Origin of the sequence: Micromonospora sp. AB353 (genome assembly GCF_049538395.1) — a bacterium.
Taxonomy (GTDB): domain Bacteria; phylum Actinomycetota; class Actinomycetes; order Mycobacteriales; family Micromonosporaceae; genus Micromonospora; species Micromonospora aurantiaca.
The window spans coordinates 44,873-65,908 of the sequence record NZ_JBMVFV010000007.1; the positions used below are offsets into that span (position 1 = coordinate 44,873).

General features: G+C 74.2%; 23 protein-coding genes. 6 read left to right on the forward strand and 17 right to left on the reverse strand.

From position 1 onward, the window contains the following. Positions 1-28 precede the first annotated feature (28 nt). Both ACPCK6_RS05735 and ACPCK6_RS05740 read left to right on the forward strand, forming a co-directional pair. Positions 29-955 (forward strand): phytoene/squalene synthase family protein, encoded by a 927-nt coding sequence (locus ACPCK6_RS05735; protein WP_262015965.1) that lies wholly within the window; start codon positions 29-31, stop codon positions 953-955. Then, positions 952-2,274, forward strand: a complete 1,323-nt coding sequence (locus ACPCK6_RS05740) for a cryptochrome/photolyase family protein (protein WP_396883817.1) — start codon at positions 952-954, stop codon at positions 2,272-2,274. The genes ACPCK6_RS05735 and ACPCK6_RS05740 overlap by 4 nt, the downstream gene beginning before the upstream one ends. Before the next feature lie 356 nt (positions 2,275-2,630). Here ACPCK6_RS05740 and ACPCK6_RS05745 read toward each other — a convergent pair whose 3' ends face one another. Continuing rightward, complete coding sequence (locus tag ACPCK6_RS05745) at positions 2,631-3,731, reverse strand: serine hydrolase domain-containing protein (RefSeq protein ID WP_423480513.1); 1,101 nt, start codon at positions 3,729-3,731, stop codon at positions 2,631-2,633. Between the two features lie 92 nt (positions 3,732-3,823). Here ACPCK6_RS05745 and ACPCK6_RS05750 point away from each other — a divergent pair, with 92 nt between their 5' ends. Then, positions 3,824-5,308: a dihydrolipoyl dehydrogenase family protein gene (locus ACPCK6_RS05750; RefSeq protein ID WP_423480514.1), complete on the forward strand. Its 1,485-nt coding sequence runs from the start codon at positions 3,824-3,826 to the stop codon at positions 5,306-5,308. A gap of 4 nt (positions 5,309-5,312) precedes the next feature. On the opposite strand, the gene ACPCK6_RS05755 is transcribed toward ACPCK6_RS05750, so the two are convergent. From ACPCK6_RS05755 to ACPCK6_RS05765, 3 genes are read right to left on the reverse strand one after another with little or no spacing between them, the layout of a single operon-like run. Continuing rightward, positions 5,313-6,077, reverse strand: a complete 765-nt coding sequence (locus ACPCK6_RS05755; RefSeq protein WP_396883820.1) for a crotonase/enoyl-CoA hydratase family protein — start codon at positions 6,075-6,077, stop codon at positions 5,313-5,315. A gap of 40 nt (positions 6,078-6,117) precedes the next feature. Further along, on the reverse strand, positions 6,118-6,543 hold the full coding sequence (locus tag ACPCK6_RS05760; protein ID WP_194802172.1) for a PIN domain nuclease: 426 nt from the start codon (positions 6,541-6,543) through the stop codon (positions 6,118-6,120). Beyond that, a complete protein-coding gene (locus tag ACPCK6_RS05765; RefSeq protein WP_194802171.1) occupies positions 6,540-6,749 on the reverse strand; it encodes a type II toxin-antitoxin system VapB family antitoxin in 210 nt (69 codons plus the stop codon). The genes ACPCK6_RS05760 and ACPCK6_RS05765 overlap by 4 nt, the downstream gene beginning before the upstream one ends. 110 nt (positions 6,750-6,859) lie before the next feature. On the opposite strand from ACPCK6_RS05765, the gene ACPCK6_RS05770 reads away from it, so the two are divergent. Next, positions 6,860-7,711 (forward strand): Rieske (2Fe-2S) protein, encoded by an 852-nt coding sequence (locus tag ACPCK6_RS05770; protein WP_135242775.1) that lies wholly within the window; start codon positions 6,860-6,862, stop codon positions 7,709-7,711. Between the two features lies 1 nt (position 7,712). Here ACPCK6_RS05770 and ACPCK6_RS05775 read toward each other — a convergent pair whose 3' ends face one another. From ACPCK6_RS05775 to ACPCK6_RS05830, 12 genes are read right to left on the reverse strand one after another with little or no spacing between them, the layout of a single operon-like run. Then, entirely contained in the window at positions 7,713-8,723 is a 1,011-nt protein-coding gene (locus ACPCK6_RS05775) for a LysM peptidoglycan-binding domain-containing protein (protein ID WP_396883821.1), read from the reverse strand. 15 nt (positions 8,724-8,738) lie between these two features. Next, on the reverse strand, positions 8,739-9,170 hold the full coding sequence (locus tag ACPCK6_RS05780; RefSeq protein WP_423480515.1) for a pilus assembly protein TadG-related protein: 432 nt from the start codon (positions 9,168-9,170) through the stop codon (positions 8,739-8,741). Continuing rightward, the gene (locus ACPCK6_RS05785) at positions 9,167-9,640 is read right to left on the reverse strand and encodes a TadE/TadG family type IV pilus assembly protein (protein ID WP_396883822.1); all 474 of its coding nucleotides are present in this window, start codon (positions 9,638-9,640) and stop codon (positions 9,167-9,169) included. The genes ACPCK6_RS05780 and ACPCK6_RS05785 overlap by 4 nt, the downstream gene beginning before the upstream one ends. Further along, the gene (locus tag ACPCK6_RS05790; RefSeq protein WP_396883823.1) at positions 9,637-10,119 is read right to left on the reverse strand and encodes a TadE/TadG family type IV pilus assembly protein; all 483 of its coding nucleotides are present in this window, start codon (positions 10,117-10,119) and stop codon (positions 9,637-9,639) included. The genes ACPCK6_RS05785 and ACPCK6_RS05790 overlap by 4 nt, the downstream gene beginning before the upstream one ends. Next, entirely contained in the window at positions 10,119-10,328 is a 210-nt protein-coding gene (locus ACPCK6_RS05795; protein ID WP_013283462.1) for a hypothetical protein, read from the reverse strand. Before ACPCK6_RS05795 ends, ACPCK6_RS05790 begins: the two co-directional genes overlap by 1 nt. A 25-nt stretch (positions 10,329-10,353) precedes the next feature. Continuing rightward, positions 10,354-11,199, reverse strand: a complete 846-nt coding sequence (locus tag ACPCK6_RS05800) for a type II secretion system F family protein (RefSeq protein WP_396883850.1) — start codon at positions 11,197-11,199, stop codon at positions 10,354-10,356. A gap of 17 nt (positions 11,200-11,216) precedes the next feature. Further along, positions 11,217-12,167, reverse strand: a complete 951-nt coding sequence (locus tag ACPCK6_RS05805) for a type II secretion system F family protein (protein ID WP_423480516.1) — start codon at positions 12,165-12,167, stop codon at positions 11,217-11,219. Beyond that, on the reverse strand, positions 12,110-13,648 hold the full coding sequence (locus tag ACPCK6_RS05810) for a TadA family conjugal transfer-associated ATPase (protein WP_423480517.1): 1,539 nt from the start codon (positions 13,646-13,648) through the stop codon (positions 12,110-12,112). Before ACPCK6_RS05810 ends, ACPCK6_RS05805 begins: the two co-directional genes overlap by 58 nt. Further along, on the reverse strand, positions 13,638-14,471 hold the full coding sequence (locus ACPCK6_RS05815; RefSeq protein ID WP_423480518.1) for a CpaE/TadZ family protein: 834 nt from the start codon (positions 14,469-14,471) through the stop codon (positions 13,638-13,640). The genes ACPCK6_RS05810 and ACPCK6_RS05815 overlap by 11 nt, the downstream gene beginning before the upstream one ends. After that, on the reverse strand, positions 14,471-15,139 hold the full coding sequence (locus ACPCK6_RS05820) for an SAF domain-containing protein (RefSeq protein WP_396883826.1): 669 nt from the start codon (positions 15,137-15,139) through the stop codon (positions 14,471-14,473). The genes ACPCK6_RS05815 and ACPCK6_RS05820 overlap by 1 nt, the downstream gene beginning before the upstream one ends. Beyond that, a complete protein-coding gene (locus ACPCK6_RS05825; protein ID WP_396883827.1) occupies positions 15,136-16,089 on the reverse strand; it encodes a hypothetical protein in 954 nt (317 codons plus the stop codon). Before ACPCK6_RS05825 ends, ACPCK6_RS05820 begins: the two co-directional genes overlap by 4 nt. After that, on the reverse strand, positions 16,083-16,649 hold the full coding sequence (locus tag ACPCK6_RS05830) for a hypothetical protein (RefSeq protein ID WP_396883828.1): 567 nt from the start codon (positions 16,647-16,649) through the stop codon (positions 16,083-16,085). The genes ACPCK6_RS05825 and ACPCK6_RS05830 overlap by 7 nt, the downstream gene beginning before the upstream one ends. Positions 16,650-17,208: 559 nt before the next feature. Here ACPCK6_RS05830 and ACPCK6_RS05835 point away from each other — a divergent pair. Beyond that, complete coding sequence (locus ACPCK6_RS05835; RefSeq protein ID WP_423480519.1) at positions 17,209-17,985, forward strand: prepilin peptidase; 777 nt, start codon at positions 17,209-17,211, stop codon at positions 17,983-17,985. Between the two features lie 108 nt (positions 17,986-18,093). Next, a complete protein-coding gene (locus tag ACPCK6_RS05840; RefSeq protein ID WP_423480520.1) occupies positions 18,094-20,469 on the forward strand; it encodes a glycoside hydrolase family 65 protein in 2,376 nt (791 codons plus the stop codon). Here ACPCK6_RS05840 and ACPCK6_RS05845 read toward each other — a convergent pair. Then, complete coding sequence (locus ACPCK6_RS05845; protein WP_423480521.1) at positions 20,442-20,924, reverse strand: DUF8243 domain-containing protein; 483 nt, start codon at positions 20,922-20,924, stop codon at positions 20,442-20,444. The two genes, ACPCK6_RS05840 and ACPCK6_RS05845, sit on opposite strands and share 28 nt — an antisense overlap. Between the last annotated feature and the right edge of the window lie 112 nt (positions 20,925-21,036).

The window sequence follows — 21,036 nt, forward strand, 5'->3', positions numbered from 1 at the left end:
ATTGCTGCGTCGAAACTGAGGAGGGCCGATGGACACGGATCTGACCGCTGCCTATGACCGTTGCCGCGAGCTGCACCGGCGTCACGGCCGTACCTACTATCTCGCCACCCGGCTGCTTCCCGCCTGGAAACGGCGGCATGTGCACGCCTTGTACGGCTTCACCCGCTACGCGGACGAGATCGTCGACCGCACCGAGGACCTGCCGCCGGCCGAGCGGGCCGCCCGGCTGCGCGAGTGGTCGGATCGATTCGTCGCCGGGCTGCACGGTGCGTCGGTCGACGACCCGCTGCTCCCCGCGGTGCTGCACACCATCGCCGTGTTCGACCTGGACCGCGACGACTTCGCGTCGTTCCTGCGCAGCATGGCGATGGACCTGACGGTCATGTCGTACCCGACCTACGACGACCTGCTCGACTACATGGAGGGCTCGGCCGCTGTCATCGGCACCATGATGCTGCCGATCCTCGGCAGCTCCGACCCGGCCGCCGCCCGCGAGCCGGCCCGCCAGCTCGGCTTCGCGTTCCAGCTCACCAACTTCATCCGGGACGTCTCCGAGGACCTCGACCGGGGCCGGACGTACCTGCCCGACGAGGACATGGCCAAGTTCGACCTCACCCGCGACGACCTGCTCGCCGCCAAGGCCGCCGGCCGTACCACGCCGCGCATCCGCGAGCTGATCGAGTACGAGGTGACCCGCGCCCAGGCCCACTACGTCGCCGCCGCACCGGGCATCCCGCTGCTGGAGCCGGCCTCGCAGGCGTGCATGCGCACCGCGTACGCGCTCTACGGCGGCATCCTCGACGAGGTGGCCGCCCAGGACTACGACGTCTTCGTGCGGCGTGCCCTGGTACCGCAGCGGCGACGGATGGCGGTGGCCGCGCGGGCGCTGCTCACGCCGCCCGGCACGCCGGTGCGGGTGCCCGGCCCGGCGCTGGAACCGGCCCTGGCCGGATGACCGACCGTACGGCGGTGGTGCTGTTCACCCGTGACCTGCGGGTGCACGACCACCCGGCGCTCGCCGCCGCCTGCTCCGCGTTCGACCGGGTGGTGCCGCTCTACGTGCTCGACCCGGCGTTGCAGAAGCTCTCGCCGAACCGCACCCGCTTCCTGCACCAGAGCCTGGCCGACCTGCGCGAGACGCTGCGCAAGCGCGGCGGTGACCTGGTGATCAGGCGTGGCGACCCGGTGGCCGAGACGGTGAAGCTGGCCCGGAAGGTGGGCGCCGAGGGCATCGGGCTCTCCGCCGACGTGACCCGCTACGCCCACCGCCGGGAGCGCCGGCTGCGCGCCGAGTGCGAGCGGCACCGGATGTTCCTGCGCCTGTTCCCCGGCCTGACCATCGTCGAGCCGGGCGCGCTACGCCCCGGCGGCGGGGACCACTACCGCGTCTTCAGTCCCTACTTCCGGGCCTGGCAGGGCGTGCGGTGGCGGGACGAGCTGGCCGCGCCGAAGCGGGTCCGGCTGCCCGACGGCGTCGACCCCGGGCGGCTGCCGGACCCTCCGAAGGGCGACAGCCCGGACGCCACCGTCGGCGGCGAGGCCGTCGCCAGGCGCCGGCTCACCGCCTGGCTGCCCACCCTCGATCGGTACGACGACATCCACGACGACATGGCCGGCGACGAGACCTCGCGGCTCAGCCCGTACCTGCGCTTCGGATGTTTGTCGCCGCTGGCCGTGGCGAACCGCGCCGGCGAGCGGGACGGCCCGTTCGTCAGGCAGCTCTGCTGGCGCGACTTCTACCACCAGGTGGTGGCCGGTTTCCCGGACCTGTCCACGGTCGCGTACCGGCGCGGTGCGCGAGAGGACTGGCGCGACGACGCGCACGCGTTCGACGCCTGGGCCGAGGGGCGTACCGGCATGCCGATCGTGGACGCGGGCATGCGCCAGTTGCGTGCCGAGGGCTGGATGCACAACCGGGCTCGGCTGATCACCGCCGGGTACCTGACCAAGCACCTCGGGCTGGACTGGCGGCCCGGCCTGGAAATCTTCTTCCGGTGGCTGCTCGACGGCGACCGGGTCAACAACTCGGGCAACTGGCAGTGGGTGGCCGGCACCGGCAACGACACCCGGCCGTACCGGGGCTTCAACCCGGTACGGCAGGCCGAGCGCTACGACCCCGACGGCGCGTACGTGCGGCGCTGGGTGCCCGAGCTGGCGTCGGTGGCGGGCAAGGCGGTGCACCAGCCGTGGCGGCTGCCCGACGAGGTGCGCCGCACGCTCGACTACCCGCCGCCGCTGGAGGTGCCGGGCACCGACCCGGTCTGGCTCCGCTGACGTCGCCCGCGGGCGTCAGCGCCGCGTGTGTCGCCCGCGCACGGTCACGGCCGCCGCCGGCGCGGACCTCCGCGACTCACGACTCACGGGCCGGCTTCCTCGGTGACCGTCGGTGATCGCGTGCCTGGCTGGCACCCTTCACCTCCGTCCCCTTTGCTCTGCAGCCATATCCGCACCGGTTGCGGAACGTGACCAATATGGCTTCGCGCGGCTTTCGGACCTGCGACGAAATGCCTGCTCAGCGCGGTGCTGCGCCGATGGCTGCAGAGCAAAGTCGGAAAAGGGAAGACAGGGCTGCCCGGCCGGCCGAATGCGCTGCGTGACGACGTCCTGGCGTTACCGAGCGTGACGACCGGTTAGAGACAGGAGTGCAACGCCTCGACCAGCTCCTCCACGCGGTCGTGGTCGGCCAGCCGGGCGGTCGCGTACGCGAACGTGTAGCCGCGTTCCGGGTCGGCCCAGGCGCTGCTGCCGCCGATCCCGCCCATGCCCCAGCTGCCGTCCGGCTCCCACTGCATGCCGAGTGTCCAGTCCACCGGCCGGTCCAGCAGCAGATCCGGTCCGCTGTACTGCACCCGCGTCGCCTCGGTGACCAGTTCCGGGCTGAACAGGCGTACCCCGTCCAGGGTGCCGCCGGCGAGCAGGCCCGCGTACAGCCGGGCGAGCCCGGCGGCGGTGGCGTGCAGGTTCACCGCCGGGATCTCGGCGGCCCGCCACAGGTCGCTGTTCACCATCGCGACGTCGCGCCCGCCCGGCGGGTTGTCCAGCGCCCGCGCCCGCAACGAGCCCGGCTCGCCGCGCATCGTGTCCGGCCAGGCCGGATCCGCGTACGACAGATCGGCGCACCGCCGCCGGTCGGCCTCACCCAGCCCGAAGGCCAGGTCCAGGCGCCACGGTCCGGCGATCTCCTCGGCCAGGAACCGGCCCACCGAGCGTCCGTCCACCCGGCGGACCAGTTCGCCCACCAGGTGCCCGTACGTCCAGGCGTGCTCGGCCGCGACGGTGCCCGGCGTCCACTCGGGCTCGGCCGCGGCCAGGTCGGCGCAGAGCAGGTCCCAGTCGGCGACGGCGGCGGCGGGCCGGGGCACCGGGAAGGCGGGCAGCCCGGCGGTGTGGGTGAGCACCTGCCGGACGGTGGCCGGGCTGCGGAACCCCGGCCAGCACGCCGAGACCGGCGCGTCCAGATCGACCCGGCCCCGGTCGACGAGCAGCAGCAGGCAGAGCGCGACCACCGGCTTGCCGGTCGAGTAGACGTCGACGAGCGTGTCCGGTCGCCACGGCCGGTCCGCCTCGGAAGCCGGTACGACAGCGCCGGGCGGTACCGCAGCGGTGGTGCCGCCCACCAGCTCGATCACCGGTACGCCGTCGTGCCACACCGCCAGCGACGCGCCGGTCTCCCGGCCGGTGGCGAACAGATCGTGGAAGCAGTCCCGGACCGGGGTGAAGCGCGTGTGCATGCGGCCACGGTAGGCGGTCGCGTTCGTGACGAGCGCGGGAATTCGGGCCCGGTGCGGTGGCCGGTGTCCCGAAGGTACGGAATGCTTGCGGAATGGCGGAGCCGGAACTGGTGGACGTAGTGGTGGTCGGGCTCGGCGTCGGCGGCGAGGAGGTGGCCGGGCGGCTCGCCGAGGCCGGCCTCACCGTGGTCGGCATCGAACGGGACCTGGTCGGCGGCGAGTGCCCCTACTGGGGATGCGTGCCGAGCAAGATGATGATCCGGGCGGCGAACGCGCTGGCCGAGGCGCACCGGGTCAACGAGCTGGCCGGGTCCGCCCAGGTGCGGCCCGACTGGGCGCCGGTGGCGAAGCGGATCCGCGCCGAGGCCACCGACACCTGGGACGACAAGGTGGCGGTGGACCGCTTCACCGGCAAGGGCGGCCGGTTCGTCAGGGGCAGCGGGCGGCTCGACGGCCCGAACCGGGTGCGCGTCGGCGACCAGGTGTTCCAGGCGCGCTACGGGGTGGTCCTCGGCACCGGCACCCGGCCCTCGGTCCCGCCGATCGACGGGCTGGCCGACACGCCGTACTGGACGAACCACCAGGCCATCGAGGTCGAGGAACTACCCGCGTCACTGCTGGTGCTCGGCGGTGGCGCGATCGGGCTGGAACTCGCCCAGGTCTTCGCCCGGTTCGGCGTACGGGTGACTGTCATCGAGGCGGCCGACCGGGTGCTCGCCGTCGAGGAGCCGGAGGCGTCGGCGCTCGCCGCCGACGCGCTGCGCGCCGACGGCGTGGAGATCCACACCGGGGTCAAGGCCGGCCGGGTCGGCCACGACGGCGGCGCGTTCACCGTGTACGCCGACGGCGCGGAGTTCACCGGCGAGAAGCTGCTCGTGGTGACCGGCCGCAAGGCGCACCTGGAGGAGCTGGGCCTGGACACGGTAGGGGTGGACGCCGGGCAGCGCTACCTGCCGGTCAACGACCGGATGCACGTCACCGACGGGATCTGGGCGGTCGGCGACCTCACCGGCGAGGGCGCGTTCACCCACATCGCCATGTACCAGGCCGGCATCGTGGTGGCCGATGTGCTCGACCACATGCGGCGTACCAAGGGCGGCCCTGATGCCAGCGGCACCGCGAGTGTGGTCGGCGGCGCGGCCGGGGTGGTCAGCGCGGTCGGCGGCGCGATGAGCGCGGGCGGGTCGACAGCGGCGCCGGGCAGCGTCCCGGTCGCCGACTACCGGGCGCTGCCCCGGGTCACGTTCACCGACCCCGAGGTCGGCGCGGTCGGCCTCACCGAGCAGCAGGCCCGCGAGCGGGGCGTCAACGTCCAGGTCGGGTACGCCGACCTCACCTCGTCGGCCCGGGGCTGGATCCACAAGACCGGCAACGCCGGGTTCATCAAGCTGATCGCCGACGCCGACCAGGGCGTCCTCGTCGGCGCCACCTCGGCCGGACCGGCCGGCGGCGAGGTGCTCTCCGCGCTCGTCGTGGCGGTGCACGCGGCGGTGCCGATCAGCCAGCTCCGGCACATGATCTACGCGTACCCGACGTTCCACAGGGCCATCGAGGACGCGCTGCGCGCGCTGAAGTGACGCCTCAGCCGGCCGGCGCACCGTGCCGGCCGGCCCCGTCGGCGAACCGGCCGGCGCCGCGTACCCCGTCCACCGCCAGCGACTCCAGGCCGTAGGCCAGCTCGGTCGCCATCGCCTCCGGCTCGGGCCGCCCCGCGCCGTCCAGCACCGCCGCCCGGTCGTTGCGCAGGCACGTCTGCGGAGACCGGGCGACAGCGGCGCCCAGCTCCTCGGCCGCCGTGCGGGCCGCACCCGGCGCGACCAGCCGGTTGACCAGACCCATCGCGTACGCCTCGTCGGCGCCCACCGCGCGGCCGGTGAGGATCAGGTCCATCGCGCGGCTCTCCCCGATCAGCCGGGGCAGCCGGACCGTCCCGCCGTCGATCAGCGGTACGCCCCACCGGCGGCAGAACACGCCGAGCGTGGCGTCCGACTCGGCGACCCGCAGGTCGCACCAGAGCGCCAGTTCCAGGCCGCCGGCCACCGCGTACCCGGAGATCGCGGCGATCACCGGCTTGGACAGCCGCAACCGGGTGGGCCCCATCGGCCCGTCGCCGTCGGGCTCGACGCGGTTGCCGCGCGGCGTGCCGACGGCCTTGAGGTCGGCGCCGGAGCAGAACGTGCCACCGGCGCCCCAGAGCACCGCCACCGCCGCGTCCGGGTCGGCGTCGAACGCGCGGAACGCGTCGGCCAGCGCTCGTGCGGTCGGCCCGTCCACGGCGTTACGTGCCTCGGGCCGGTCCAGGATCACAGTGGTCACGGCACCGGCGTGCTCGACGCGTACCCCCATGGGCTCAGCATGCCCGCGACGGCGCCGTCGTGGCTACGGTCTATTTGATCGTGCCGGGCCGGGTCAGCCAGCGCATCGGCTGGCCGGTGACGGCGCCGACCTGGTCGAAGTCCCGGTCGTAGTGCAGCAGCGAGAGACCGTGGTATTCGGCGGTGGCGGCGATGAGCAGGTCGACGGCGCCCGCCGAGCGGTGCGTGCCCCGCGCGGTCAGCTCGCCCTGGATCTCGGCGGCGCGCTCGTAGATCCGGTCCGGCATCACCACCCAGCCGAAGGCGGCCCGGAGCTGCTCCGCCAGGCGCGTCCGGTCGGCGACGGACCGGGCGGTGTAGAGGAACTCCAGCTCGACCAGGGGGCACACGGCGAGCAGGCCCGCTGTCACCTGCTGGTCCCACCGCGCCAGCACGTCGGGATCACGCAGGAGCCGGACCAGGGCACTGGTGTCGATCAGGTAGTCGGCCAGCTTCACGAGCGGTAGGCGCCCTTGTCGAGCAGTTCGTCGAAGTCACCGGTCTGCCCGCGCTCGGCCAGTTCCGCCAGCGCGCGGGCGCGGCGCAGTCTTGCCGCGCCCTCGCGGAGCGCGACGTTCACCGTGTCCTTCTTGGTCTTCGTGCCGTACGCCTCGGCGGCATCCGCCAGCGCCTCGTCGTCGACGTCCACCAGGATCTTGGTCATCGCAGCTCCCTATATACAGTCGGCCGCCCGAGTATATCCAGCGGTGGTTCCTCGCGAGGGAATTCCGGGGCGTCCGGTTTGGGGGTTCTCCTGCCGGGAAGTCGGAACAGGTGCGCGAACTACTGACGAAGCTCGAACAGGCCACCGGTCTCGACCGGGTGGGTGACCGGTTGCAGCGCGCCGTCCAGGGCACGCTGCGCTCGCAGCGGGTACGCGACGCGCTGCACGGCGTGTGGCTCGGCCATCCGCTGCACCCCGCGATGGTGCAGGTGCCGGTCGGCGCCTGGATCTCCGCCGCCGTGGTGGACCTGCTGCCCGGCCAGCGCCGCGCCGCCACCGCCCTGGTGGGTCTCGGTACGGTCAGCGCGCTGCCCGCGGCGGTCGCCGGGCTCAACGACTGGGCCACGCTCTCCCGGGACCAGCGCCGGGTCGGGCTGGTGCACGCCGCCGCCAACACGGTCGGCCTGGCGTTGTTCGCCGGCTCCCTGGCGGCCCGGCTCAACGGGCGGCACGGCCTCGGCCGGACGCTGTCCTACCTGGGGCTGTCCGCCGCGAGCGGTGGGGCGTACCTGGGTGGGCACCTCGCGTACAAGCAGGGTGCCCAGGCCAGCCAGAGCGTCTCCGAGCTGCACCTGATCAGCGACGGCTGGCACCGGGTCGGCGACCTGAGCAGCCTGCCCCGGCACGAACTGGTCACCAAGAAGATCGACGACGTCTCGGTGATCCTCTACCGGGACGGCGACGACGTCACAGTCATGCTGGAGCGCTGCCCGCACCAGAGCGGCCCGCTCGGCGAGGGCACGATCGAGCAGGTCGACGGCCACGCCTGTGTGGTCTGCCCCTGGCACGGCAGCGCGTTCCGGCTCGACGGCGGCGAGGTGGTGCACGGCCCGGCCGCCAACGACCAGGTCGTGCTGCCCACCCGTGTGGTGTCCGGCCGGGTCGAGGCCCGGCTGCCCTGAGTCAGTCCCGCCGGTGCCGCCCGCTGGACAGCGCCCGGGCCGGCACCGGCCGCTTACGCAACCCGAGCAGCGCGCCGATCTGCGCGCCGACGATGCTCGCCACGGCCAGCACCGCCGAGATGGCGAGCGGACGGTTGATGCCCTCCTCGGCGGTGGCCCGGGACGCGCCCGCCGACATGGCCGGCGGCTGACCGACGGGCGCCTCCACGGTGGGCGTCGCGTCGCGCGGCGTGGGCTTGGGCTTCGCCTTCGGGGTGGTCGACGAGGCGCCGCCGCCACCCGGCTTCACCGGTGCCGTCTCGGCCGGCTTGGTGACCACGATCCGTCCGGCGGCGTGCCGCCGGGCGCCCGCATCCGTCGCGCCGTCCGGCAGCGTGATGAGCTGACCCGGGCGGATCCGGTCCGGGTCGGCGAGCCGGTTCAGCCGGGCCAGCTCCTTGTACCTGTCGAAGTCGTCCAGGTAGCGATCCGCCACCTCGCCCAGGTAGTCGCCCTTCGCCACCCGGTACACGGCCGGGTCGTCCGCCTTCGACGCGACCGGGGCCGGCGGCGCGACCCGGCTCGGCGCGGTGACGGCAGAAGCGGCGACCGCCGGTTGCGGGGCGGTCAGCGCGGCGGCACTCGCCGCGGCCGGGCTCGCGACCAGGATCAGCGCGACCGAACCGACGAGCGCGGCTGCCGCCTTCTGCTGACGGTGCATGCCGGGCAGTTTCGGCGCCGGCCGGCGTACCGCCGCCGCGAGCAGCTCCACCACGACGGAGAACGCGAACGTGGCCCAGCCGAACCAGCCCACCACCGCCAGCGCCCGCAGGAACAGTTGACCGTCGTCGCGGCTGGTCAACGCCGTACCGACCTCGGCGAGCGTGGGCAGGTGATCCGGCAGCGGGTTGCCGGCGAACGCCAGCAGCGCGACCGGCCCGCCGGCCAGCACGCCGACGAGCACGACGAGAGCGCCGAGGCCGGTGAGAACCTGGCCGGCGCGGCGGACGGGGGAGCGTCGGGGTGCGCCCATGGCGGCCTTCCCTTCCTACGGTGGTCCGGTGAGCGCCCGAGCGGTCGCCTCACCGGTGACGGTGGCGGTCTCTTGCACGCCGAACAGACTCAGCAGGTTCCGGCTGTAGGTGATCTGCACGCTCACCCGGATCTGGGTCTCGGTGCCGACCACAGGGAACTCGACCTCGTGGTCCTGGACGCCGCCCGCGGCGTTCAGGTAGGCGGCGACCGCGGCGCGGGCGGCGACCTGGTCGATCTGCTTCGGGCCGCCCTCGATGGCCCGCGCCCGGTCGATCATCTGGCCGCCGGCGCGGGCCGCCTCGGCGGCCAGGTTGTCCGCGCGCTGGAGTGTGCGCAGCTGACCCGCGCCGTCGTAGGCGAGACCGATGATCGCCAGTACGCCCGTCATCGCCACGGCCAGGAACAGGCTCACCCGGCCGCTCTCCGCCTCGCGCCGCCCGGTCATCCGCGACTCCGGTACGTGTCCAGCGGCGAGGTGAACCTCGCCGAGACGGTCTTGCCGCCAGGCACGCCGGGCAGGCCGGGCGCGCTCAGGTCGTCGAAGGAGACGGTGCAGGTCACAGTGACCGTCACGGTCGCCGGCACGCCTGCGGCGCTTGCGTACGCGGCGGCGAAACTAGTCGTCGTCCCGGCCACCGAGCCCGCGAGATCGATCTGGGGTGGGCCGGTGCAGTTCAGTCCCGCCCAGCCGAGCTGGTCCTGGGCGGCCGTCTCGGCGGCCTCCGCACCGTCGTCGGCGTTACGGGCGAGCGAGGCGGCCCGGGCGGCGTCGTGCGCGGCCGACTCCACCGCCTCGTCCGCGACAGCGGTCCGCCCGGCGACCCCGGCCAGCACCATCAGCCCGATGAAGGCGGGCGCGAGCACCGCCACCTCGATCGAGACGGAACCCCGGTCCCGCCGCGGCCCGGCGCTCATCCGGTGGTCCAGCGTTCGGCCGGGCCGTGCGCGGTCTGCGTGACCTCGAACGAGACGCCCGGGATGACCGACAGGGAATGTCCCTGCACCGTGCAGGTGACGCCGGTGGCGCTCTCGACGCAGGTCGGGCCGGTCTCCTCCCAGCCGACCAGCCAGTCCCCGGACTGTTGCAGGAAGCTGATCGCCCGCTCCCGGCCGGCGTCCGGCCCGGCGTCGATCGTGCGCTGTGCGTTCACAGCGGTCTGCGCGGCGTTGAGCGCCGTGGACCGGGCCACGAACCAGACGGCGACCTGGATCGAGCCGAACAGCATCACCAGGATCACCGGCATCACCACTGCGAGCTCGACCGGGTTGGCACCCCGCTCGCCCTCGGCCAGGCGGGCGCGCAGAGCGGCGGCGATCCGCCCCGGACCGGGCGGACCGGCGGGCCGGCCGGCGGACGCCGGCCGGCTCCGGACCGTACGGGCGGGGCGCTGCATCACGGGGCCTGCGGCGCCGTGTTGTTCGGGATGGCGTTCATCCAGTTGTTCGCCTTGGCCAGGGCGAGCCCGGTGACCGCCATGGCCACCGCGACCAGGCCGAAGATGATCACCGCGGTCGGCACCGGGCTGTCGCCACGCTCGGAGTCCCGGCGCAGCTCGGCGAGGCGGGTGCTCACCGCCACGTACAGGTAGGCGTAGAGGTGCATGGTCGTCTCCTTCTCGAAGGTGGGTTCACAGACGGGCGAGGAACGGATAGACGGCGAAGCCGAGCAGGACGAACACCAGCAGCGAGCCGGGGATGTCCAACTTGCTGGTGACCCCCTCGGCCCGGGCCAGGTTGTCGGTGCGGATCTGGTCGCGCAGCGAGTCGGCACGGGACCGCAACGTCTCGTGCACCTGGGCACCCTCGCTGCCGGAGGAGCGCATGATGGCGCCCACGTCGCCCAGCTCCGGGATGCCGATGCGCTCGGCCAGCTCCTGCAACTCGTCCCAGGGCGAGTGCATCTGGAGCTGGGCGAGCCGCAGCGCCTCCCGGATCCGGTCGAAGACCCAGCCGTCGCAGACCGCCGCCGCGCGCTCCAGCGACTGCACCGGGCCGTGCGCGGCGGACAACTGCAACGCCACCAGGTCGAGGTAGGTGCAGACCGCCTGCCGGAACTCGTCCCGGGCGGCGTCGGCCTTGGCGAGTACCGCGCGGTGCGCGAGCAGTCCGGCACCGAGCGCCAGGCCCAGGCTGGCCACCACCGGTACGGCCACCGGCAGTGCCACCCCGCCGACGAAGAGCACCGCCGAGGCGACCGCCGGGGTGGCGAAACCGATGAGTGCGGACAGCAGCACCGACAGCGCGTACTGCTCGGGGGTGCGGTCGAGCAGGGCGAGTTGCCGGTGCGGCGGGCGCAGCCAGCGGGCGAACCCGCCGAGCCAGTCCGGCCCGGCGCCGGCGGCCGGGGCCTGCCCGGGCGGCTGGTGCAGCCGGCGCAGCGCCGGACCGAGCGCCGGAGTGGCCGGCAGCGCCTCGCGGACGACGAGGAACAGCCCGAGCCCGACCGCGCACCCGCCGAGCACCCCGATCGCCATCTGCCAGTTGAGTGCACTCACGCGATCGCCTCGTCCAGGTCGGGCGCCGGGAGGAAGCGCGCGGGCCGGGGCGGCTGGCTCATCGAACGCACCCAGACCAGCAGGCCGACGAACGCCGCGCCGAGCACCGCCATCACGAGCTGACCGGTGACCGTCCCGTACGGACGGATGTAGTCGCTGTTCACCAGCCCGTACGCGAGCGTCGCCAGCGTCATGCCGGTGAGGAAGCGGACCGCGAACCGGGGCTGGGTGCGCTTCGCCTCGACCTCGCGGCGGGTCGCCACCTCGGCCGACGCGGCGGTGGCGATCGACCCGAGCACGTCACCGAGGCGCTCTCCCCGGTCCGTGAGGTGCAGGATCAGCGCGGCCACCACCTGGTCGGCGACCGGGTCGGCGATCTCGTCGGCGAAGGCGAGCAGGGCGGAGCGGGCCAGCCAGCCGGCCTGGAGGCGGGCCGCGAGTGTGCGTACCTCCTCCTGGATCTCCTCCGGCGCGGTGGCGATGGTGCCGATGATCGCCTGCTGGAGTCCCTGACCGGTGGCCGAGATGTCCTTGAGCCGGCGGGTCCACTCGCCTACGGCTTCGACCCGGGCGATGGCCCGCTGCTCGGCCCGGCCCACCGCGAACAGCCACGGCACGCCCGGCACCGCGAGCGCCACCAGCAGGCCGACCACCGGCAGCCCGGTGAGCAGGAACGCCGCCGCCCCGGCGACCACAGCGGCACCGAGCAGGAGCTGGTAGCGGCGCTGGTCGGCGCGGCTCGCACCGGAGCCGGTCCAGAGCCGGCTCAGGCCCGGCCCGGTACCTGGTGCCGGACCCGGCGGGCGGGTGCCGACGAGCGCGACGACTGTCAGCACCAGCCCGGCCACGCACGCGGCGCCGGAGACCAGGGCGATCAGTTCGATCTGCGTCACGCCGGGCCTCCGTTCGGCCGTGCCCCGAGGCGGGTGTGCCGGGGCCGCCGCCACGCGCCCATGCCCGCCTCGACGAACCGGGTGAGCAGGCGGGCGTCGTAGCCGACGCGCAGCAGTTGGTCGCGGATGCGTTCGGGCAGGTGGCGGGGGACCGCACGGCCGTCCGGCCCGGGGCCGAAGACGGTCGTCGTGGTGATCCGGTTGCCCTCGCCGACGCCGATGACCTCCTCGACGTGCGAGACGAACCGGTGCTTTCGGCCGCCGATCGCTGTCTCGTCCTCGACCGTCACGTAGACGATCAGGTCGAGCGCGTTACCGGCCATCCGGCGGGCCTGGTCGACAGTCATCTCCCGGCCGTGGGACAGCGCCAGCTCGATGATGCGTTCGCTCACCCCCGAGGGGGTACGCGCGTGGATGGTGCACATCGACCCGCGGCTGGTGGTCATCGCCTGGAGCATCGGCACGATCTCCCGGGACCGCACCTCGCCGACGATGATCCGCAGCACGCCCATGCGCAGCGACACCGGGATCAGGTCGGCGATGCTGACCTCACCCGCCGGCCGCCCGTCCGCGCCGCGCTCGCCGTGCCCCTCCCGGGACTCGAAGCTCATCACCGCCCGGTGCTTGTGCCCGCGCCGGGCCGGCAGCAGCTCCCGGCTCTCCTCCAGCAGCACGTACGGCTCGTCGGCCGGGATCTCGTCCATCAGCGCGCGGATGACTGTGGTCTTCCCGGCCCCGGCGAGCCCGGCGACCATGATGTTCAGCCCGGCCCGCATGGACGCGCGGAGGAAGTCGCGCAGCAGCGGGTCGATCATCTCGTCCAGGTCGGGCCGGCTTCCGGCGATGTCCTCCAGGCTCACTTCGAGCGTGTTGTGCTTGCGGATCACCGCGTACGGGCGGTGGCTGACCAGGAACACGGCGGCGAGCCGGCTGCCGTCGGGCAGTTGCAGGTCGAGCGTGGGCTTCGAGGTGGACAGTGACCGCTCGGTGGCACCGGCCCGGCGGGCCGCCGCCTGGAGGATCTCCACCAGTTCGTCGTCGGTCTCGGCGATCGGCTCGGCCCAGTCGACGCCGCCGCCGTGCCGGGTGATGCGCACCTGGTCGCACCCGAGGATGTGCACCTCCTCGATGCTGTCGTCGACGAGCAGCGTCTGGAGCCGGCCCAGCCCGACGAGTTCGGCTGTGACCTGGTCGAGCAGCAGCCGTTCCTCGTCGGCGGCCATCGGGGTGCCGGACCGGCGTACCGAGTCGGCGTACGCGGACACCACGGCCACCGCCAGCCGGGCGCGCTCGACCTCCTCGGCGTCGGCGTCGAACTCGCGTCCGCGCTGCCAGTGGGTGAGCCGCTCGCTCAGTTCCCGGCGCAGTTCGCGGACCACCGCGAAGTCGACCCGGGGGCGTGGCGGCGCCGCCGGCGCGGCGGGCATCGGACCGGGTACGTGGTGCCGCCCGTTCGGCGGGGTCAGCGGCGGGACAGTGGAGACGACGCCCGGCTGCTGGACGCGCGGGTCGTGGGAGACCGGCTCAAACCGCACCGGACACCCCCGGCACGCTCGGCGCGGTCACCGCGCGCGGTGTGGCCGCCCCGGGCCAGGCCAGCCGGGCGCGCCGCCGGTCCAGCAGCGCCCGTACCGGCACCTCCAGGGCGCCGGCCGCGCGCATCAGCGGCCGGTTCGCCCGTACGGTGCCGCCGTGGGCGAGCACCTCGGCGGTACGCGGGTCGTGCGGCAGGCGGGCGATCACCGGCAGCCGCAGCGCCTTGCTGATCTCGCTGGTCCCGTGTCCGTCCCCGACCACCAGGAGGCGCAGCGTGCCGGGCGGTACGCGGTGCTCGGTGAGGTCCCGCTCGATCGCGCGGGCGGTGGCCCGGGTGGCGGAGAGGTCGGGCAGGTGCGCGCGGGTGACGAGCAGCACCACCGCGGCGGCCCGCAGCAGCGGCCACGGTGGACCGCCCACCGCCAGCCGGCCACAGTCGACCAGCACGTCGTACGGCGGGTCACCCCGCTCCAGTCCGGTGAAGTAGTCGGCGAAGCGCTGCCAGAGCGGGATCACGCTGCCGGCCTGGGCCGGTTCCACCACGCCCGGCAGCAGCAGCCGCTCGCGGCGGGGCGCGTCCAGGTCGACCAGCTGGGACCAGAACGCGTGCTCCAGGCTGCCGTCGCGCAGCTCGCCCACCGCCAGCTCACCGATGCCGCGCGGGCCGTCCAGCGCCCCGCCGAGGTATCCGGCGAGGATCGAGCCGCCCGCCGGGTCGCACTCGGCCAGCACGAGCCGCCGGTGCCAGCTCAGCGCGGCGGCGAGCGCGGCGGTGGTGACGCCCGGCGAACCCTTCGCCGAGACCAGGGCGATGATCGCCATCAGGCCGCCTCGGTGAGCACGAGCGCGATCCGGTCGTCGGCGGCGAGCGCCACGACAGCGGGCACGTCCCGTACGGCAAGCGCCAGGTAGACCACCACGTCACCGTTCTGCGGCGTGGCGGTGTCGATCACGGTGCCCTCGAACCGGGTGCCACCGCCACGGGACGCCTCCGAACCGCCGCCGGTGGCGTTCGACGGCGTGCTGACCAGCAGCACCTTGTCGCCGGGGTGCAGCTTGCGGGCCGGCACCTGCTCGGGTTCGAGCCCCAGCGCGATCTGCTGCTGACCGGCGCCCAGCAGCGGGGCCTCGGTGAGCTGCGCCTCGGTGAGCAGCGTGCCCGGGGTGAGGCGGACGGCCGCCCGCAACCCCAGCACCTCGTCCATCCGGTCGGCGGGGACCGGCCGGAGTTCCCGGCCGCCGGAGACGCGTACCGGCACCAGGTCGTCGGCGCTCAGTTGCTGTCCCACGTCGACCTGCCGGGCCACCGCCAGGTACGTGCCGGTGGAGCGGACCGAGGTGACCGCGAACGCGGCGCCCAGACCGCCGAGGGCGATCAGCAGGACCGCCAGGCCGAGCAGGCCGGGGCGGACGCGTCGTTGCCGGACCACCTTCGGCGGCGCGACCGGCGCCTCCACCGGGGTTCCGTTGCGGGCTGCCACGACACTCATCGGGTCACCACCTGAAGCTCGTTGATCTGTACCGTGACGACGCCGCTGGACCGGCTCTGGGCGATCACGCCGCTCTCGCCGCCGCCGGACCACTCGACGGTCCAGAACGTCGTGGCGCTCACCTCGTAGGTGCCGGCCTCCGGGTAGCCCTGGTCGAGGCCGCAGTCCGGTGAGGTGGAGCCGGCCCTCGGCCCGTCGGCCCGGTACGGCGTGCCCGGCCCGTCGCAGGTGACGTCGATGTCGTCGGACATGTGCCAGACGATCCGGTCCACCTTCGCGGTGATCTCCACGGTCAGTCCCCGGTCGGAGGCGGACGCGGACAGCGGCCCGAAGTACGCCGCGCCGGGGCTGGCCCACATCCAGACGGGCAGCCCGACCAGGCCGGGGCCCTGGCTGCGCCGGGGCGCCACGGCGGCCCGGGGCGGGAGCAGCGAGATCGAGGCCAGCGCGCGGCGGGCCAGCTCCTCCGGGTCCGGCGGTGCGCCGTAGCCGGGCGGCGGCGCGTCGAGAAGCGCCCGGCGCAGGCTGCCGAGGTCGCCGCCGTTGCAGGTGAGCTGGTACCACTGCTTGCCGGGAGGCGCTTCTCCCTGCGGCTCCTCGAGCTTGTAGTAGCAGCCGTCGGCGTTGTTGAACCAGCCGAGAACCGGGTGGTAGCAGGGGATGGCCCGGCCGTTCCACTGGCACTTCGGGGTGCTGCCGCCCCCGCCGCCGTTGTCCCCGCCGCCACCCGGCCCACCCGGTCCGCCCGGTCCGCCGGGGGTGCCGGGGTCGTCGTCCCAGACGTCGCAGTCGGTCTGTTCCGGCGGGCACGAGCCGCCCGGGTCGGCGGCGCGGGCTGGTGCGCCGGTGAGCGTCAGCAGGGCGGCCAGGCCGGCGGCGAGCAGCAGCCGGCGGAGCGTCCCGGCCCGGGCCGGCCGGGCCGGGACACCCCTTCCTCCCCAGGTCAGCACGGCTGGTCCTGGTGCGCGGCGCCGCCGTTGACGCGCCACCGGCCGTCCGGGTACCGGACCGCCGTGGCGGTGGCCAGGTAGCGCCCGCCGCGCGTGCCGGGTACGGCCCTGCGGTCCTTGGCGTAGACGAGCCGGTAGCCGCTCGCGTCCAGGCAGTCCTGGATCTCGACGGTGGGCGGGCGCGCGGTCAGGTCGACCGACACGACCTCGGGGTCGGAGAGCAGTTTCCCGGTACGCATCGCGCCGTGCTCCTTCGCGTCGAGAATCGCCATTCGGACCCGGGTCAGCAGCGGATCAGCCAGAAAACGGGTCAGAGCGGGATGGGACGGATCGCTGCGCGCACTGGCTGCCCGGGACGCGTCGAGATAGCCGGAATAGGCGGCCAGGGCCGCTTTTCCGGCCGCGTTCTCCTCGGCGCTGGAATGGGCGGCGGGTGCGGCGGCGCGGCCGGTCAGCGGACGGGTGGCCGCGTCCGGCTCGGTGCCGCAGCCGGTCGAGCCGACCACCAGCACGACGCTGAGCAGGAAGATTTCCCATCGGCGGGATTGCCGTGTGCGCAACGCCGATCCCTCCTCGGTGCCGGCCCGGGGCGATCACGCCGACCCGCTCCGGGCATGCGGAAGCGCGCCCGGAACTGTCACTCCGGGCCCCCGTCGCCATCACTTGTATTGACCTGTACTGATCGCTGCGGATTCTGTGCCCTGACTCCTCCGACGCCAATTGATCGGGGGTTGCGTCGTACCCAAGGGGCGAGCATAGGCTCACGTCCGCCGATGCAACAGAGGCAATTCACGTGAACACGGTGAGTGAAGACGGGAGGTGGTGGCCGGTGTGTGTCACCACGGTGACGAGCGGGCTTCGGCGGGGTTCCGGGCCGGCTGGTGTGTGCTCACCCGTACGCCCCGCGGCGGTGGCGACGGGCCGCCGGTATGGGTGGGGAGCGTGCCGCTCGTCCGATCCGTCCCGCCGGTCCGGCAGGGCTCACGCCGTGGCTCGTCCCGGCCGGTCGCGCGTCGCGCCGCACGCCGCCGCGGGCTTCCCCCGTCACATCCGCGCGATCGATACATCACTCTGCGTGCTCCACGACGGAACGCACGGCGACCGGACGGGGGATCCGGCATGACGGCTGAACGGGTGCGGCGTACCGGACCGGTGGCCGATGCCCGCCGTCCGAGCGCCCGGCTGGCCGCCGCCCTGACTGTCGTACCCCTGCTCCGGCTGGCGGTGGCGCGCTACGCCGTACCGCCGGGGTGTCCGGACCGGACGGCGTGCGACGGCTGCGGCGCCCCGATCGGGCTGGACCGGCCGCTGCCGGCGCTCGGCCCGGCGGCCCGGTGCCCGGCCTGCCGGGCCCGGGTCGGCGCGGCGCCGGCGGCGGTGGAGGTGGCGTTGCTGCTCGCGGTGGCCGTGCCGGTGTTCGCCGGCGGCGCGCCCGCCGCGCGGCTGGCGCTGGCGTGGTGGCTGGTCTGGGCGGTGCCGATGACGATCGTCGACGCGATGGCGCACCGCCTGCCCGACCGGCTCACCTGGCCGGCCGCCGCCGGCGTGTGGGCGCTGCTCGGGGTGGCCGCGCTGACCGGCCCGGGCGTCGACCCGCTGGTACGCGCCGTCCTGGCCGCCCTGGCGCTCGGCGGCGGCTTCGCCGCGACCACGCTGCTGTTCGGGCGGCGCGGCTTCGGTCTCGGCGACGCCAAGCTGGCGCTCGGCGCGGGCGCGTTGCTCGGCTGGTACGGCTGGCCGGTGCTGGTGGCCGGGCTGGTGCTCGCGCTCCTCCTCGCCGGGTCGGCCGGGGTGGCGCTGCTCGCCGCGCGGCGGGTCCGCTGGTCCGGGCACCTGCCGTTCGGGCCGTTCCTGGTGCTCGGCACCGCCGCCACCCTGGTGCTCGTCACGGTGTGATCGGCCACCCGCAGGTGCGGGCGGGTTCGCCACGGGTATCGGAGTCCCAGCCACCTCCCAGCCGGGTCTGGTTCGGTGGCGGTCCAGGCTTCGGACTCGGGAGGGCACGTGCCGCACGGCGACGACGGTTGGCGGATCCGGCGCACGAGCGCGGACCTGGACCGGCTGGGCGAGACCGAGTCCGTCTTCGCGCTCGCCAACGGCTGGGTGGGCTGGCGCGGGACGCTCGACGAGGGCGAGCCCTGCGGCATGCCCGGCAGCTACCTCAACGGGTTCCACGAGCAGCACGAGCTGACCTACCCGGAGAGCGGATACGGGTTCCCGGAACGCAGCGACACCGTGATCAGCGCGCCGAACGCCGCCCTGATCCGGCTGTGGGTAGACGACGAGCCGCTGGACCTGGGCACCGGCACGGTCCGGCGGCACCACCAGGAGCTGGACCTGCGCGCCGGGGTGGTCCGGCGGGAGACCGAGTGGGTCTCGCCGGGTGGCCGGGGTGTGCGGATCCGCAGCACCCGCCTGGTCTCGCTGACCCGCCGTCCGGTCGCCGCCGTCGACTGGTCTGTCGAACCGCTGGACGAGCCGGTCCGGCTGCGGGTCGGCGCCGACCTGCTCGCCAACCAGCGGGTGCCGGAACGCGCCGACGACCCCCGGGCCGCCTCGGTGATCCACGACCCGCTCACCGGCGAGATCCGCCGCGACGACGGCCTCGACGGGGTGCTCGTGCACCGGACCGGGCGCAGCGGCCAGCGGGTCGCCGTCGCCGTCGCGCACCGGGTCGAGGCGCCCGACGAGATCGCCACCGACACCGAACTGACCGCCGACCGGTTCCGGCTGGCGCTGTCCGGTCCGGTACGCCCCGGCGAGCGGATCCGGGTCACCCGGTTCGCCGCGTACGAGTGCGCGGACGTCGACGGCACCCCGGCCGGTGAGCTGGCCGACGTGGTCGTCGCGGAGGCGGGCACGGCCCGGGACGACGGGTTCGACGTCCTGCTCGCCGAGCAGCGCGCCGCGCTCGACGCGGCGTGGGCCACCGCCGACGTCGAGCTGGACGGCGACCCGGAGCTGCAACTCGCGGTCCGGTTCTCGGTGTTCCACCTGCTCCAGTCCGGCCGCGCCGACGGCGACCGGACCATCCCGGCGAAGGGGCTGACCGGAAACGGCTACGACGGGCACGTGCTCTGGGACACCGAGGGCTACGTGCTGCCGGTGCTGACGTACCTGGCGCCGGAACTGGCCCGCTCGGCGCTGCGCTGGCGGCACGCCCACCTGCCCGAGGCCCGCGAGCGGGCGGCCGAGCTGCGGCTGACCGGCGCCACCTACCCGTGGCGGACGCTCAGCGGCCGGGAGTGCTCCGGCTACTGGCCGGCCGGCAGCGCGGGCCTGCACGTCAACGCCGACATCGCCGACGCGGTGCTGCGGTACGTGGCGGCCACCGGCGACACCGCGTTCCTCGCCGAGTGCGGTGCCGAGGTGCTGATCGAGACCGCCCGGCTGTGGCACGGCTACGGCCACTTCGACGACGGCGGTGCGTTCCACCTGACCGGCGTCACCGGCCCGGACGAGTACTCCGCGCTGGTCGACGACAACGTCTTCACCAACCTGATGGCCCGGCGCAACCTGCGCGGTGCCGCCGACGCCGCCGAGGGCTGCCCGGAGGTGGCCGCGCGGCTCGGCGTCGACGCCGCCGAGGTGGCCGGCTGGCGGGCCGCCGCCGACGCCATGTTCGTCCCGTACGACGGCAAGCGCGGCGTGCACGAGCAGTCGGCCGGATTCACCGCGCAGCCGGAGTGGGACTTCGCCGGCACCGGCGAGGACGACTACCCGCTGCTGCTGCACTTCCCCTACCAGGAGCTGTACCGCAAGCAGGTGGTCAAGCAGGCCGACCTGGTGCTGGCCATGCTGCGCTGCCCGGGGGAGTTCACCGCCGAGGAGAAGACGCGCAACGTCGCCTACTACGAGGCCCGGACCGTCCGGGACTCGTCGCTGTCGGCGTCCGCGCAGGCGATCCTCGCCGCCGAGGTCGGGCATCTCGACCTGGCGTACGACCTGTTCGCCGAGACGGCGTTCCAGGATCTCGCCGACCTGGGTGACAAGACCGCCGACGGGCTGCACCTGGCGTCCCTGGCCGGCGCCTGGCTGGTGGTGGCGCAGGGCTTCGGCGGGCTGCGCGACGACCGGGGCGTGCTCGCGTTCGAGCCTCGGCTACCCCGGCCGATCACCCGGCTGGCGTTCCACCTGCGCCGGCACGGGCACCGGCTGCGGGTCACGCTCACGCCGCGAGAGGCCCGCTACGAGCTGCCGGACGCCGGGCCGGGCGACGCGGTGGAGCTGTGGCACCACGGCGAACAGCTCCGCGTCACCGGCGACGGGCCGGTCACCCGGCCGATGCCGCCGGTGCCCGACCCCGGCCCCGAGCCGCAGGCCCCGCCCGGCCGCCGTCCGGAGCGGCGCGCTCAGGAGGCGGCCGGCGGCGACGACTGAGCCGGCAGGCCGGACATCCGGGCGACCACCTCCTCCAGCGCCTCGAACGCGTACGCCCAGTTGTGGCACTTGAAGCTGCGCAACCCGGTGATCGGGGTGCGGCAGTCGGCACAGTGGACACCGGGGATCGCGTCGGGCACCTCGGTGTTGACGTACTTGCGCTCGCCGAGGATCACCCGCGCGATCATCGTGTGGTCGTGCACGCCGTGCAGCGCGGACGCGACGATGTCGTACCAGGTGACCCGCCGCCCGCACTTCGGGCAGTCCGGCTCGTCGCCGCTGACCCACAGCGGCGCGCCGATGCTGCGCGCCGGAATGTTCAGCAGCTTCTCCAGCCGCCGCACGTCCGCCTCCGGGGTGGTCCACCGGTGCCGCCCGGGCAGTGACGCGGGCGAGTCGTAGACGGCGCGGAACACCGCCGGGCCGACCTCCACCGTCTCCCGTCCACCTGTCATCGGAACCTCCTCGCGCCGGCGTGTCCCACCGTCGTACCAGGTGGAGACCGGGATCGGCTGGATCGTCGACACGACGGGTCAGCGGTGTGTCGCACAGAGTGCTAGACATCGA

Bases quoted from the DNA above. Each gene is read 5' to 3' on its own strand.
- ACPCK6_RS05815 (WP_423480518.1), bottom strand. From the start codon at position 14,471: ATGGCGATCATCGCCCTGGTCTCGGCGAAGGGTTCGCCGGGCGTCACC.
- ACPCK6_RS05775 (WP_396883821.1), bottom strand. From the start codon at position 8,723: ATGGGCGCACCCCGACGCTCCCCCGTCCGCCGCGCCGGCCAGGTTCTC.
- ACPCK6_RS05740 (WP_396883817.1), top strand. From the start codon at position 952: ATGACCGACCGTACGGCGGTGGTGCTGTTCACCCGTGACCTGCGGGTG.
- ACPCK6_RS05750 (WP_423480514.1), top strand. From the start codon at position 3,824: ATGGCGGAGCCGGAACTGGTGGACGTAGTGGTGGTCGGGCTCGGCGTC.
- ACPCK6_RS05790 (WP_396883823.1), bottom strand. From the start codon at position 10,119: ATGCAGCGCCCCGCCCGTACGGTCCGGAGCCGGCCGGCGTCCGCCGGC.
- ACPCK6_RS05845 (WP_423480521.1), bottom strand. From the start codon at position 20,924: ATGACAGGTGGACGGGAGACGGTGGAGGTCGGCCCGGCGGTGTTCCGC.
- ACPCK6_RS05755 (WP_396883820.1), bottom strand. From the start codon at position 6,077: ATGGGGGTACGCGTCGAGCACGCCGGTGCCGTGACCACTGTGATCCTG.
- ACPCK6_RS05820 (WP_396883826.1), bottom strand. From the start codon at position 15,139: ATGAGTGTCGTGGCAGCCCGCAACGGAACCCCGGTGGAGGCGCCGGTC.
- ACPCK6_RS05800 (WP_396883850.1), bottom strand. From the start codon at position 11,199: ATGGCGATCGGGGTGCTCGGCGGGTGCGCGGTCGGGCTCGGGCTGTTC.
- ACPCK6_RS05795 (WP_013283462.1), bottom strand. From the start codon at position 10,328: ATGCACCTCTACGCCTACCTGTACGTGGCGGTGAGCACCCGCCTCGCC.
- ACPCK6_RS05785 (WP_396883822.1), bottom strand. From the start codon at position 9,640: ATGAGCGCCGGGCCGCGGCGGGACCGGGGTTCCGTCTCGATCGAGGTG.
- ACPCK6_RS05745 (WP_423480513.1), bottom strand. From the start codon at position 3,731: ATGCACACGCGCTTCACCCCGGTCCGGGACTGCTTCCACGATCTGTTC.
- ACPCK6_RS05765 (WP_194802171.1), bottom strand. From the start codon at position 6,749: ATGACCAAGATCCTGGTGGACGTCGACGACGAGGCGCTGGCGGATGCC.
- ACPCK6_RS05835 (WP_423480519.1), top strand. From the start codon at position 17,209: ATGACGGCTGAACGGGTGCGGCGTACCGGACCGGTGGCCGATGCCCGC.
- ACPCK6_RS05735 (WP_262015965.1), top strand. From the start codon at position 29: ATGGACACGGATCTGACCGCTGCCTATGACCGTTGCCGCGAGCTGCAC.
- ACPCK6_RS05780 (WP_423480515.1), bottom strand. From the start codon at position 9,170: ATGACCGGGCGGCGCGAGGCGGAGAGCGGCCGGGTGAGCCTGTTCCTG.